Annotated in this window: 11 protein-coding genes; 8 read left to right on the top strand and 3 right to left on the bottom strand. The window is 46.1% G+C overall.

What is annotated here, in order from left to right; translation table 11 throughout:
* Positions 1-30: 30 nt before the first annotated feature.
* Positions 31-726 carry a transposase gene (locus DFR28_RS01385; protein WP_113952510.1) on the top strand — a complete coding sequence of 232 codons (696 nt, stop codon included), beginning with the start codon at positions 31-33 and terminating at the stop codon, positions 724-726.
* A 170-nt stretch (positions 727-896) separates the two neighbouring features.
* The gene (locus DFR28_RS01380) at positions 897-2,366 is read left to right on the top strand and encodes a hypothetical protein (protein ID WP_147250893.1); all 1,470 of its coding nucleotides are present in this window, start codon (positions 897-899) and stop codon (positions 2,364-2,366) included.
* A gap of 332 nt (positions 2,367-2,698) precedes the next feature.
* On the opposite strand, the gene DFR28_RS01375 is transcribed toward DFR28_RS01380, so the two are convergent.
* Positions 2,699-4,645 carry a S8 family serine peptidase gene (locus DFR28_RS01375; protein ID WP_170131926.1) on the bottom strand — a complete coding sequence of 649 codons (1,947 nt, stop codon included), beginning with the start codon at positions 4,643-4,645 and terminating at the stop codon, positions 2,699-2,701.
* Positions 4,646-5,194: 549 nt separating this feature from the next.
* Here DFR28_RS01375 and DFR28_RS01370 point away from each other — a divergent pair.
* From DFR28_RS01370 to DFR28_RS01355, 4 genes are all read left to right on the top strand, one after another.
* Positions 5,195-5,935 (top strand): hypothetical protein, encoded by a 741-nt coding sequence (locus DFR28_RS01370; RefSeq protein ID WP_147250892.1) that lies wholly within the window; start codon positions 5,195-5,197, stop codon positions 5,933-5,935.
* A gap of 122 nt (positions 5,936-6,057) precedes the next feature.
* A complete protein-coding gene (locus DFR28_RS01365) occupies positions 6,058-6,588 on the top strand; it encodes a HEPN domain-containing protein (protein WP_113952506.1) in 531 nt (176 codons plus the stop codon).
* Between the two features lie 392 nt (positions 6,589-6,980).
* Complete coding sequence (locus DFR28_RS01360) at positions 6,981-7,394, top strand: hypothetical protein (RefSeq protein ID WP_113952505.1); 414 nt, start codon at positions 6,981-6,983, stop codon at positions 7,392-7,394.
* 147 nt (positions 7,395-7,541) lie between these two features.
* Positions 7,542-8,672, top strand: a complete 1,131-nt coding sequence (locus DFR28_RS01355) for a DUF2891 domain-containing protein (protein WP_170131925.1) — start codon at positions 7,542-7,544, stop codon at positions 8,670-8,672.
* Positions 8,673-9,158: 486 nt separating this feature from the next.
* Here DFR28_RS01355 and DFR28_RS01350 read toward each other — a convergent pair whose 3' ends face one another.
* Complete coding sequence (locus DFR28_RS01350) at positions 9,159-9,623, bottom strand: hypothetical protein (protein ID WP_113952504.1); 465 nt, start codon at positions 9,621-9,623, stop codon at positions 9,159-9,161.
* 325 nt (positions 9,624-9,948) lie between these two features.
* On the opposite strand from DFR28_RS01350, the gene DFR28_RS01345 reads away from it, so the two are divergent.
* Positions 9,949-10,404 (top strand): hypothetical protein, encoded by a 456-nt coding sequence (locus DFR28_RS01345; RefSeq protein ID WP_113952503.1) that lies wholly within the window; start codon positions 9,949-9,951, stop codon positions 10,402-10,404.
* Positions 10,405-10,550: 146 nt separating this feature from the next.
* Positions 10,551-11,045, top strand: coding sequence for a hypothetical protein (locus DFR28_RS01340; RefSeq protein ID WP_113952502.1), 495 nt, complete (start codon positions 10,551-10,553; stop codon positions 11,043-11,045).
* Here the strand turns inward: DFR28_RS01340 and DFR28_RS01335 are convergent.
* Positions 11,038-13,632 (bottom strand): serine/threonine-protein kinase, encoded by a 2,595-nt coding sequence (locus tag DFR28_RS01335; RefSeq protein ID WP_113952501.1) that lies wholly within the window; start codon positions 13,630-13,632, stop codon positions 11,038-11,040. The genes DFR28_RS01340 and DFR28_RS01335 overlap by 8 nt on opposite strands.

Here is a 13,632-nt window from a genome sequence, read left to right as displayed (position 1 = left end):
CGGAGAAAAAACAGAATCAAGGAGGATTCTATGCCAAGGAAATCGAGGTTTTATTTGCCGGGTGTGCCGGTTCATATTGTTCAACGTGGTCACTGCCGCGAGCCTGTCTTTTTTGATCGTCAGGATTACGTAACGTACCTACATTGGGTAAAAGTGTCTGCGAAAAAATATGAAGTATCGGTGCATGCCTTTGTGTTGATGACGAATCATGTGCATTTTCTTATTACTCCCAGCGAGGTAAATAACCCAAGCTTATTTATGCAGTATATTGGCCGTCGCTATGTGCCTTACATCAACCATAAATATGGCCGCAGCGGATCACTTTGGGAGGGGCGATACAAAGCTAGCTTAGTTCAAGAGGAAGGTTACTTTCTAAAAGTAATGAAGTACATTGAACTCAATCCGGTAAGGGCTAGCATGGTTGATGCGCCAAATTTGTATCGTTGGTCCAGCTTCTGTCACAACGGTGGCGCTAAGGCGATTGAGTTTTTAACCTGTCACGATATCTATTTAAGCTTAGGGTCATCTAAGAGTGAACGGACTGACGCTTACATAGAGCTCTTTAAATATGATCTTTGTGCACAAGATATGCGACGAATTCGAGACAGTTGGCAGACTGGAACACCACTCGGGAATGACTATTTTTTGGAGCAAGTGGAGCGTCAGCTGGTTTGCAAGGTGGGTCAAGCGCGCCGAGGGCGGCCTAGAATACGAAAGTCAGAGTAGGAAAAGAGCTCGAAAGGGCTCAAAAGGGCTCTGACCCCTTAGATTTCTTAAAAAGGGCTCTGACCCCTTAGGTTTCACCCCTTAGGTTTAATGGACATCTGTAGTAAACTACAACATGGAAAGGGATATTATCAAACGCAACAGAGTTAATGATTGCAGGAGAGATCATGATGAAAAAACAAAAGTCTACAGTAACCAGAGTCGGGCATTTTTTGCTGTGTGCCCTTACAGCCTTGTTAATCGCTTCGCCTATTCAGGCAGCGACTGTTTATAAGAGTAAAGAAATCTATTATCCGCCAAACCCCAATAATTTGGACTATCGCTATACTGATGGGCTACATAAAATTGGTCCGCGGCATGCGGTTTTCGTTGTCCCAACTAGTGAAGAAGGTGGTGTTTTTGGATCTTACCGGGAAGAGGGTTTGTACGTCTTTGATGCAGTGACTAAGCAGGCATCCAAAGTAGCCAGCCTCCAATCTCCAGGGGATACGTCTATTCGTGTTACGAGGGCAAATAGTCGTGAAGTTTGGGTCGATGTCATGGGGAACCTGTTTTTAGCCAATTCACAAACTGGAAGCGTTAAACTCATCAACTACTTTGGCGTGGAATACGGGGGGAGCTTGGGGCCGTGGCAATCATGTTTGGGGTTCGGGTCAGAGATCTTTGTGGTCAATAACTTTTCTTACATTTCAGTAAGCGATTACTGTGAAGTTCAACCGGGTGATTCACGTAATTTTATTTTTGACCACAGCAGACAGACACTTTCGCCAATCACTTACGATTTTCTTCCGGATGGCGAGGAATATTGGGGTAGAAAATTTGTATTCGATAACCCTTTACAGTCTGATAAGACTGCAATTGGCGTGTACTTAACGCCAGAAAACGGTGACGCCCCCCAAGTAATGCAATATTGGGAAATAGACCCCGAGTCAAAGAAAACGCGTCTATTAAAAGAAGATAGTATGGTCTTTTATTATTCCAGATTTAGTGGCAGCGCTAAGACCTCAAAAGGCATTTTTGTTTGCTCGCACGATAACGTCATCCGAATAGCAAATAATTTGAGCGTGGATGTTATGCCAAATTATCCGGATGCCGGCTGTGATCACATCAAGGAATATCAAGACCACCTTATTTGGGAGCCCGATACTCGGAACATATTCGTATTGTCAGATGGCACATTGCGGTCTCCAACTTATCTGGAATACAATAAAAATACTTACTTATATTTGGGGTGTGAGACTTGGGGTAAGCTGTTTTATGAGCGGTTTTCAGGATCATCTTATTCTCCTGCCTCATCAATAAATTACATCGATGAACGATTTAACCGTGTTGAGATTCCCCTCGATACGGAAACCGGAATCTATTCTTGTCTGAATAATAAGTTGGTGCTTACGTCAAACGGAGGGCAAAGATCAATTTACGACCTTCTGACCAATACCAATACTAAGGTATTTGGAAGCGGATATGAGAGTGGATTAACACAGTTCGTTGAGCTTGGGAGCAGTTTATTTGTCTTGAAATCCAGAAGAGAAGAGTCGGAGAACGGTAATGTGGAAAAGGTCGATTTTTCACTGCATGAATTGATCTTGGCCGACTTGCCAACTATCTCGCCGATTTATGATTTGTTATTGAGTGACTAGTTTTTAGCCATGATTATTTGATTAGGGCTTAACCTAACACCGCCGCTGGTTGTGAAGGAGTTACTCAACCACGAGCCAGTGTATAGCGAATCGATGATATGAACAGAATAATGAGGAAACTATGAAACTATGAAGTGTCCAAGCTGTAACGAATTTAAGGGCTCTGACCCACTGCTGTCTTCAATGTGAGGACTAGTCTAGCGCCGACTAATAAAGTTAAACAATGGGCCATTTGGACTAGGTGTTGTGTTTGCGTCTAAACTACACACAACAACAAGCGGGCAATGGAGGTGATTCATCGCGCGCTCAGAATCTAACCGTGACGGCGTTGCTTACCGTGTGCGGGACACGTGGGTGGCCCAATACACTGGGCGGTTGCTCGCCCAGGTATCAAAGCCACGTATCTCGATGAACCATTGGCCAGTTTGAATTGTGCCAGTAGCGCGCGCGCGCTCAAACACACTGTTCACATTCTGCGATACCCCGCGCAGCGTTCCGTTGGGATCAATAATGCGTAAATCGATGTCACTGTGAAAGTTATCGAACATGCCAGCAATCATTGCATTGTTACCTAAAACCGGTCCCTCGTGACCTTCTGGCCACCATAGAGCGGCGTCGACCACCACATTATTGTTGCCATTTACATTGACTGGAATACGAATAACGTCGCCTTTGGACACTGTGGTTTTACCCCAGCTGGCGCGGCCGTTGACTGGTAAGCCAAGCATGCCAGCACCGTTATTGTTGTCCATTGGGCCGGTCAGTTGGCCAGACAGAATCAATTGTGCATAGACCTGACCTGGGTCGATTGAGAACGAAGTTCTGCGTAACCAGTTACGTAGAAGTGCCGCTGCGCCGGCAGCATAGGGGGTTGCACCGCTGGTGCCGCTGAAGGTGCGGTAGCTCGAGTCACCACTACCGCGTGCGGTCTCTGTGACCGAGGGTGCTTGCACGTCTGGCTTTATGCGGCCATCGCCGGTAGGGCCATCGATTTGATCATTGCTCGGCACATTACTCCCTAGGTCAGTACGACCCGTACCAATGCCGCGATGGGCATTGCCCGGTGATGCAATGTTCGCTGGGCCATTGCTTACGTTGCCATTAGCCGAGACTACCACCGCGCCAGCATCAAATGCCGCATCGGCCGCTAAGCTCACGTCACTCCAGTGATCGCCACCTAGTTGCAGTTCGCCAACAATGACACGATCTAGTACCGCCAAGGCTTGTTGGAACGCATTAACTGAGGCGCTGCGCGTTGAGCCACCGGCGCCTCGCGCAGGGTAGACTCGGAAGCTGTCTAAGGTGATGTCGGTCACGCCACGGTGCGGCGCACTGACGCCTGATCCACCTGAGATAATCGCCGCCGACGAAGTGCCATGTGGCCAGATGTCGGTGGTGGTGATCGCACCCGTTCGGCAGTTCGCACCACCGTCAATGCAGTCGCGTAAAAAGTCGAGATTGTCGGGTGACGAGAACACTTCGTGTGTATCGCGGACTCCGGTGTCGAGTAGACCGATGTAGCCGCCGTTCAAACCCAAATTAAAGTACGGGTCACTGCGAATTATTGCCCGGCCATCTTGCACGTCGTTATTGCTATTGCCATCGGGCGCAGGTGGTAGATATTGCGTTTGATTCAGGCCAAAGAACACCGTATCTGGCCGCTTGGCTAGGGCTTTAAGTGCGCCGAGTGGCATGTCGACTAACATCGCATCAATTAGCCAAAATTCTTGCAGTACCTCGATCTCGTACTTTTTGAGCATCTCATAACGCGGATTATAGAATTTAGAACGTTGTTCTTGCAGATCGCGAATCAGCGCTTGAGTGCGTTCCATTGCTTGCTGGTTGGCCTTGCCCTTACGCGGCTCATTGGCAGCCGGTTCCGGAAACCGTGGCACACGCACTTGGCTAGCAAAGGAGATCATTACTCGGTCTCGATGCGCCTCGCCCTTGTCTTTTAATAAGGCCAACAATTCCGCATCAATCTTATTTCGTGTGCCGGTTGAATCGTTCGGTTTGGGTTGTTTTTTCGGTTCAAAACGATTGCCCCGTGTAATCTGCTTCTCGCTAATCTCATCAACCACCAGTGTGCTGGGGCGAGCCTTTTCAAGCTCAACGCTGTAAATCAGATTAAGTGGGTCTTGGGTTTCACGCAGATCAACCGTTTGCATCGGCTTAGCGTATTTCGCGTCGGTGGCATTTAAAAATTCTGCTAACTGCTTGCGAGGTTCTTCATTTGGCTCGGGTGTGTCAGCGCTGGCAATTCCTGGTAGGTTAAGCATCGCCGTGGCCAAAAGGCACAAACCGATTTTAGGCTGCAGCCGCCGTATAGCGGCCAGGGTAGGGTGGGTAAATTGTAGTCCTTTTTTAAACATGGTTCCGTTCTCCGTGGGTGAGTGTCATTGGCTAATCACTTAGCCTAGTGACCTATCAAGTCGAATGGTTGATTTAGGCAATGAGTTGCTGCTCAGTTGCCGTGTCAGCACCATCGATTCCATAACCTGCAGCTTGTAAGATCGCGCCTATAGTTTGCGCCTATAGTTTGCGTCGATTCAGGCAGCTAGCAGAAGGTTGGTGTAGCCAGTAGAGAGAATCTCTCAAGCAAGGAGTGATTCTTTACTGGTCAATATTTGGGATTGACAAATTTAAGGTGTCAGAGCCCTTTTACACAATTTAAGGTGTCAGAGCCCTTTTACACAATCACGACCCTTTTTATTTGACCAGCACCTTTTAATGCCTCACTGAAGAGCATTAGGGTATGCACAATAATGAGTCCCGAGTTGCGGTCTCTTAGGTGGACAGTTATTAAACCAAAGTTGATAATGATGACAATGCGCAGAATTAATATCAATATGGAGCGTTGCAGGATTATCTTCTTCGACCTGGAGTTTTATGTACCAACCGAAAGTAGGAGAGAAGGCGGGTTCTGCTATAACCCATGGGACAAAAAGAGTAAGTTACTCGGCGGTTCCTTTCTCTCACTATCGCCGACAAACGATTTTACCCAAGAGGACTCGTATCTAAATGAGATGATTCAACCGCTATGGCTTTGGAACCATGATTCGGAAAGATCTCTGCTTGAAAATATATTTGGTTACATGGAAAAAATACTCCAATTTGTCTCTAAAGATAATTCACCAAGCGTGTCACCTCTGCTTTGCGGTATTGGGATAACGACATCGGATGTGCCGGTGCTATTCGAACTTTTTAAACGTTATAAGATTCTGTCTAATGCGGAGGCGTTTCAATTTCAGAGTCAGTTTCGGTCTATAGACTTGTCGCAAGTAGCTATTGGAGTCTTTAATCATAAACACGATTTCTTATACCCTAAAACAAAGGGTAATCTCACAACCAAATATTTTGGCTCGAACGTTTTTGATGATGGAAGAAGTGTGTGGGATCTTTATGAGAGGCAGTGCTTGTCTGAAATTGAGGAGAGAACACATGCTGAGGTGCTTTACACATTAAAATTATATAGCAGCATCCTTAGAGATTTTCGCCAATCTAAAAAGCACGAACGGCGTATTCAGAATTTGGAAAAATTATTAGTTAAATTTAAAAGCAAATCGTGAAAGACCACTATTTAGAGTCAAATCGTGCGTCACTTATTATTCGAACTTTACGCATCCGAGCACAAGTTCGATCGAGTGAACGTGGTCTGTCTTTGAAAATCTAAAACAGCACCATAAAAAATATGACGAAAGCAGCAAAACTATTTGATCAAGCGATTAAAGACGCGGAAGGCTTATTGAGTCGTTTTGACAGTGAAAATAACTCAGACGCTGAAGGAAATTCTGAAGCCTTAAAGAGAGCTGGGATGGTAATGGCATTAGCCGCGTGGGAAACGTATGTGAAAGATAGGTTTAAAGACGAAATTGGAACTTGGCTATTGGCTGTCAGTGGGAGTCAGTTGGGGAATTTCGTACAGCGGCGTATCGATGATGATATGAAGCGGTTTTTTAATCCTAATAGCGCGAAAACCAAACAGCTATTTATGAGCTATTTTGAAATCGATATTACTTCGGGTTGGAAGTGGGACAACTACAACCCAGCTCAAGCGAAAAAGGTTCTTGATGAACTTGTCTCAAAACGAGGAGATGCCGCACATCAAGCTAGTACCATGCTTGGACAACCTCATATCGTAAAAAGAGATGAGCTTGAAAAGGCCATTCGGTTCCTGAAGGGGCTGGTACATGCAACAGACTGTATACGGATAGCAAGCTAGTAAAACCTAAGGGTGACAAGCTCTTTTTCGAAGCTAATAGAGTCAGCTGGCATGCAATGTAGAGCAGTCGCTTTGAGAGCGGCCTAGATTACCAGCCTAAAATAGAAGTTTTGGTAAAGGGCTTTACCTCCTTAAGTTGGACCTTAAGTTACACCATTCAAATCCCCCAGCGCGCCACGTACTGAATATCTGGACAGGGCACGTTTAAAGGTCTCGCCCCAGTGACAAAGTGAAACCGGACGCTTAAGTCCAAGGCGCGCCGGTAGTAAAGCCATTAAACCTAGCCTACCCCTAACTCTTCCAGCGCTGCAAGGTTTTGCTCTATCATACGGTCTTTGAGCTAAGGCCTGAACTGTCTCAACAAAACCCGTCACACTCTAGAGGAAACAATTATGAAAGCACTGAGTTTACTGCTACTGCGTTTATCGACTGGAATTTATCTCATCCTTTGGGGGATCGTTAAGTTGGCCGCGACCGATAAGGCAAACGCGGTATCTGACAAATACTACGGCGGGTTTCTGTCGGGCGACATGATCAACTTGGGCCTTGGTAGCTTACAAGTTTTGTTAGGGGCGTTGGTTTGTATTGGTTTCGCTCGCGCATTCTCATACACCGCTCAACTCGTTTGGTATATCGCCGGCATTGTGCCTATCATGGTCTATATTCTTGATCCGTTTGGCCGATACTTGACCGATGAAGCGAAACTGACCTTTTTTCCATCTACCACCTTGCTGTTCGCGTCGTTAATACTCATTGCATTTCGTGAGTATGATTCGCTCTCTGTCGACGCGAAGCGAGGTCGCTAGCGAGTCGGTAACAAAATCTAGGCAGCCCCCATTTTTACTACTGGGGGTATGGTCACCAAATCCTCGCGTACCTAGATTAAATTTAGCCTTAGTTAGACTTTTCTTGTTAGAGTAAGCCCATATTAAATTCTTTATTGGCTTCACTTTATGATCAACCTAAAGGCGACACTCTCTGCTGGTCTGTTGAGCCTAGTTATTTGTATGCCATTGGCACATGGCGGGCAAACAGAGACGCTCAGTTATCCGAGCTCTATTTCACCAGATTTAGCGAACCGTTTTTCGGCTTTGGCCATCGCTTGTGTGCAGCAGGAGTTCCCCAATAAGATTTCTAGAACCACCGACAACGCTGAGGCCATTGGTCGGCCTCGTGAACTTTTTCCAACGTTTTACGGATGTTTCGATTGGCACAGCGCGGTGCACGGGCATTGGCTATTGGTTCGTTTGCTGCGAGTAGGGCAACAAGATGCCGCTTGGCGGCAGGATGCTATTACAAAGTTAAACGAAAATTTCACCCAAGAAAATATCGCAGGCGAAATCGCTAACTTTGCGCGCCCTGCGCGCGGCTCATGGGAGCGCCCCTACGGCTTAGCGTGGTATTTGCAGCTCACCACTGAGTTACGGCAATGGGACGATCCGCAAGCCAAAGAATGGTTGGCGATACTTGCTCCGCTGGAAAACGACATTGCCGATAGCCTAAAGGTATGGTTACCAAAACTGGTTTACCCGATTCGCCTAGGCACGCACAATCAAAGCGCCTTTGCCTTCGGCTTAATGCTTGATTGGGCTCGTGAAGCGAACGACCAAGAAATGGAAACGCTTATTATCGAGCGTTCGCTGGCGTTCCATAAAAATGATGTTGATTGCCCGTTGGCTTACGAGCCCAGTGGCGAAGACTTCTTGTCTCCCTGCTTAATGGAAGCCGACTTAATGCGGCGCATATTACCCAGTAAAGCGTTCTCTACATGGTTTAGTCTATTTTTACCCACCGTGCCGACAGATGGCTCGGGCAATTGGCTTGCGCCGGGACTAGTAGACGACCCGACCGACGGCAAGCTAGTGCATCTTGATGGTGTGAACTCTTCACGTGCGTGGAACCTCTACAATATCGCAAGGGCTCTGCCTGACAACGATCCGCGTAGAGGCAGCTTGGTCGCCGCCGCCAAAATTCATGCCGACACGGGCGTTGCCGCGGTGTCAGATGAACACTATTCGGGGTCACACTGGCTTGCCAGTTTTGCCACGTATCTAATGACTGACAGAGGCTGGTCGCAAGAGTAGGAGTTAGCGGTAACTCATAAACACTGCTTAGCGCTTAAAATCGAAGACTGCCAACTCGAATTGATCAGTTTTGTTGAGGAGGGAAAAGTAACATGGCAACTATTTCAGCCTCTATTAGCCTAAACCAGCACGCCCCATGTCATACCTCAAACGCAGGCTACGCGCTTCAGAGCGGAGCGATGGGTCACAAGTTGCCGGAGCGATGGGTCACAAGTTGCCACTTGGGGTGCCACGCTTCGCTCCTAGATAATGATCAATGAAATAAGACAATCAGCTCGCCAGAATCGGAGTGCCTAAACGGTATACTCGGTTTGGAGAAGAGCTCGCATTAGGCGCGAGAGATGTCTGTTAACCCAGTTAAGTTGAGAAGGGTTAGGTGGCTCAATACTAGTCTGACTAATTAAACGTGATTTATTTCTGTTTAACCAACCTCGACTCCAACCGTACTTGAGCCACCCAAGCCAACCCAAACCAACCCAACCCGGATCAGATCATTGCACTATGAAAGCTAACAGGGCAGCTATGACTAAAGGCGTTAGTTCTGTCATAAACAACTTGATAACTTGGTATCAGGTTAAACTTCACGTCTAGTCGCTCACCTTCAGTGACTGACGCTGCGGTCCAGCGGTAGGTTTTTGTGCGAATACCGTCAGGTTCAATCTCGCCGAATTTAAGGTACTCGTCTTCCCTGCTTACTCGACGTCCATAAATATCGCAAAGGTGCGCATCCCAACTGGTACCTGAAACATCTAAATCTACTAACACCATTACGTCTTTAAGTTTCGTTTTGTTGCAGCAGGTGTTGGTTACTTTAATTGTATGAACAACTGTGTCTGGCCCGCTGCGGTCTACGGCAGATATACGATACGTGTGTTCAATTTTTAACGGACCATCTTGAAACGTCTCAGTTTTGTCTTGGCCTACCCATTTAATATAGTCTAATGCTGACATAATATTTCTCCACTATTGCGATGATGTGATTGCTGGCTCCGTATAAACAAGCTACCCATTTAATATATTCCTCAGTGGATGAAAATGTGATTTCTTTTTATTACACCGGGTTATCTGTCGGGGGAAATATCGAACTCAAGACGGCCATCGCAACGGCAAGGACCCAGCTGGTGACATTACTGACTGAGGGGCCGCCCGTATTAATTCACTGCGCCACTTTTATATCATCTTATTACACACAAGGTTCCAGGTAAGGAAATGCTGTTACGATGCAAAGGTGGGATGTCGAGCAATCTTAACTAATTTTATTTTAGAGGATATTTAGATGACTGAAATCAGCACAAAGACCATTGATGTACCATCCACTGGCGGATCAACAACTATTTACCTTAAAGTTGAAAAGAAAGTCGTGGGAAATGCGCCCCCCACCTATAAAACCACGCCGTATAGTGATATCACGCTTAAAGAAGAAATTTCAGAAATTGACTTTTCATTTCCAGCAAACGGTAGACCTGGCTACACACTGAACTTTCAAATTGTGACGGCTGACTACCAATTTTCCAACAACAGCCTCAACTTTCCTAGTGATGATAGTTCCGATGTTTCAGCGGGGGAACTTACTGGCTCCGTTGGTCGGACTGACAATATTCTACCTGTTACTTTCACAGACGTAGTCACCATTTCTAACGCAGTCAGCTTAAGCTTCAATGTGACTGAGGGCTCGTCTGGTAAGAGTTTTTTGGCCGACCCCCAGGTTAAGATTACGCGGAAAACAAGTTAAGTATTGTTTACGGCCCTAAAACCATTCTAGCGCTAATCTCAGGATGGTTTATTTTTCGATTCTCTTTTTCGTAGTGAATGATAAGGCCCGACTAACGGATGTCGGGCAATATTATTGTTAATATTTTTCTTAAATAGGATTCTACAATGACTGAAACAATCTTACATATTCCCATTTCTTCTACAGCATCGAAAAGTCCGCCGGTTGTCTACCTCAAAGTGACAAAGAGACGTTTCTTTTGTTTCTTGTGCAGGCACTGCCGTTTCTTTTGCAGGTGGTGCTTTAAAACCACGCCGTATAAGGACAGCAATCTGACTCAATCAATTTCAGAAATCGTCGTTACTTTTCCCGAAACGGGCGATCCTACTTACAAGGTTAATTTTCAAATCTCGACGCCCGACTACAGCTTTGCAAATAAGGGTTTGACGTTTAAGCCCTCAAATATGAAATGCAAAAATGATGTCAAAGCAGTAAAACTTTATGACACGGATGGGCGAACTAATAGTGTACTACAGGTAGCTTTTACTGATAAAGTTTCCATTGAAAAACCCTTCAGCGTGAGCTTTAATGTCAAAAGGGGGGCTTCTTCTAAGACCTTTCTTGCCGACCCACAAATTAAAATAACACGCAAGACTAATTGACCGCCGTATCTCGTAACTGGACACAAACCTGTGGCGTTGAATCAGTATCAAATAGGGCTGTAAAGCGAGGGTAAGAGCACAACTTTTCAAACCACTTCATGGAAAACCAAATTGTGCCCATCCCTTGTGATATAGCATCTTCAGTTTCGACAATGGCCGCTCCGTAGTTTCCAGCGATGGAATGAACGATGGCTGATGAATACGATAGGTCGGGTGAATCAGAATACTGCTTTTTTGCGTCCTGCAATGTTCTAATCGCCTCAATGTGCAGACCCAAGTGCGCTTGAGCTTGTGCTCGCCCAGTATATTGCATTACGTTAGACTTGTTATCGGTGGCGGCCAAAACCTGTTGGTATATGCTTTTTGCTGTCGCTAGATCGCCCTGTAAATTGTAACTGTCGGCCAAATTGAGTAGGGCGCTTGGGCTGGTTGGATTTAGACTTAGTGCGCGTTGCTGATATTCTATTGCTCTTTTATAGTCTCTTTTTAGCATCAGTGACAAACCCAAATTACTTAAGTTATCGCCGTTTGGAATTTTAGACACTAAGGCCAAGTACGAACTTATTGCTTGTTCTAGATTGCCTTGCGTTAACGCAATGGCTCCCAATAGATTATGGGTGTCTGTGTCTTCAGGGTTTATGTTGAGTGCCAGATTTGCTGAGCGACTTGCCAACTCAAAATTACCTAAATAAAACTCTGATGCAGCAAGGTTATATAAGCGAGACAGCGTCGGCCTAAGTTGTGCATTCTCCCGCTCAAATAGCACCGCAGACTCGTAATCGTTATTGTGTGCTGCTAAGTCGGCGCGGAGCTCGTTGACTAAGAGTCGCTCGGCACCCGAAGTTGTTAGCTGATCTATTATTTCTTGGGCCTCTGCAACCTGACCTCGAAGCAATAATAGATCGAACTCCAAGGATTTGAACTCAGGCCGGGCTCTAGTGGACAACGATGCCCGCTGCAAAAAGTTTGATGCATCTTTAAGGTAGACCGATTCGTTTGATTCCTTATAAAGATCGAGAGCCGCTGTAACATAAAGCTCATAAAGCGGAAAGAAGTCTAAGTCCCGATAAATTCTCTCGAGTTGCCTTAAGTGCTCAGCTGTTGCGTCAACTCCTGCTCCACTCTCTTTGTATATGTCGAGGTATTCCCGATACGCGGCCTCATCAACATTTTGACTCTCGCCGGAGACTTGCTCGCCATCAAATAATTGATATAACTCCGACAAGGTTGTATGTCGAATATCGCTTAGCGAAGTGGCAATGGCAGGCCAATTTTTTTGAGTCTGTACGATCCATTGAGGCCCCGATAATCGTTGCAAATTAAGCTGACATTGTGAGCGCGAGCAGCTAGCTTCGATTCTCAATATAACGTCGGCGGCCATGGCATCGGCAAAATTTTGATAGTTATTATCAAATGACTCAAGATCGTTCTGTACAATTAGGTTTACATGCTCCAAATTAATAACGCCCTCTTGCATCGATGTCTTTAGCGTTGTTGTTATCTGCCGCTTAAACTCCTCATCGAATTCGCCCTGTGTTTCAATTACTGGCTCTAAAACGGCGACATAAAGCGATGGCACTGCTTTTTCGGGCCACCACTGCCATGCCAAAAGCGCTAAGGTGGCGGCGCCAATTATTGATATCAGCGCCGCCGCGGCGAACCAAATTCCCCGTGACTTTTGCCAACTTGCTTGCGGTGTAATCGGTGTTAGAACACGAGTGTGGTCTTCCGTGTCGAACGACGAATTTTGACTGTGCAAAATTTGTTGTAGCGTCGTGGTGACTTTGTCCATATTAGTCGGTCTGTTCTGCGCCTTTTTTTCTAGTAGGGCGCTGATTAATTCCATTAACTCATTGGACATTTCAACGCGGTCTAACGCGTTGAATTCAAAACGCTGATGCACAATCCGGTGCATAATTGTTTGGCTGTTTTCCGATGAGCCAAACGGGTGGCGGCCGGTCAACAACTGATAGAGCAATAGGCCGAAAGAAAAAACATCACTTCTAAAGTCGATCTTCTGGCCTTGAGCCTGTTCTGGCGAAACCGCGTGGTAACTGCCACTGATTGCGGCTGCAGTGTCAACGTCAAGTGATGTCGTTGGCAATTGTAGTTTGGCAATTCCAAAGTCGGCAATCTTAAGAATGTTGTGGTTGGTGACAATAATATTGTCTGGCTTGAGGTCGCAATGCACAATTCCAGACTGATGGGCGTGACACAAACCCTGAGCGACTTGTATCGACCACTCTAAGGCCTGTTCTGTGGTGGGTTTGCTTTGTCCGAGTTTATCGGAAAGCGTCACACCGTCAACGTATTCCATTACAAGTCCGAGTACTGTCTCGGTCTTAACCACGTCGTACAACTGCACTATATTCTGATGGTTGAGTTGCGCTGTTAATGCGGCTTCTCGTTCAATGGATTGCGTAACACTTTGATCATCTACATTAATGTCGATGCACTTGACCGCAACTTGTCGATGCAACTCAGTATCAATGGCTAGGTATACTTTGCTAGTACCTCCCACGCCAAGTAAACGCTTAAGCTCATATCTGCCTATTCGGGTATTGCTGTAATCAAGTGTAGGTTGCAT

Origin of the sequence: Arenicella xantha (assembly GCF_003315245.1) — a bacterium.
Classification (GTDB): domain Bacteria; phylum Pseudomonadota; class Gammaproteobacteria; order Arenicellales; family Arenicellaceae; genus Arenicella; species Arenicella xantha.
Note: the sequence above shows the minus strand (reverse complement) of the source record. Positions and strands in the feature narration are given on the sequence as shown.

Coding starts and splice junctions, on each gene's coding strand:
- DFR28_RS01385 (WP_113952510.1), top strand. CDS start 31: ATGCCAAGGAAATCGAGGTTTTATTTGCCGGGTGTGCCGGTTCATATT.
- DFR28_RS01380 (WP_147250893.1), top strand. CDS start 897: ATGAAAAAACAAAAGTCTACAGTAACCAGAGTCGGGCATTTTTTGCTG.
- DFR28_RS01375 (WP_170131926.1), bottom strand. CDS start 4,645: ATGCTTAACCTACCAGGAATTGCCAGCGCTGACACACCCGAGCCAAAT.
- DFR28_RS01370 (WP_147250892.1), top strand. CDS start 5,195: ATGCGCAGAATTAATATCAATATGGAGCGTTGCAGGATTATCTTCTTC.
- DFR28_RS01365 (WP_113952506.1), top strand. CDS start 6,058: ATGACGAAAGCAGCAAAACTATTTGATCAAGCGATTAAAGACGCGGAA.
- DFR28_RS01360 (WP_113952505.1), top strand. CDS start 6,981: ATGAAAGCACTGAGTTTACTGCTACTGCGTTTATCGACTGGAATTTAT.
- DFR28_RS01355 (WP_170131925.1), top strand. CDS start 7,542: ATGATCAACCTAAAGGCGACACTCTCTGCTGGTCTGTTGAGCCTAGTT.
- DFR28_RS01350 (WP_113952504.1), bottom strand. CDS start 9,623: ATGTCAGCATTAGACTATATTAAATGGGTAGGCCAAGACAAAACTGAG.
- DFR28_RS01345 (WP_113952503.1), top strand. CDS start 9,949: ATGACTGAAATCAGCACAAAGACCATTGATGTACCATCCACTGGCGGA.
- DFR28_RS01340 (WP_113952502.1), top strand. CDS start 10,551: ATGACTGAAACAATCTTACATATTCCCATTTCTTCTACAGCATCGAAA.
- DFR28_RS01335 (WP_113952501.1), bottom strand. CDS start 13,632: ATGCAACCTACACTTGATTACAGCAATACCCGAATAGGCAGATATGAG.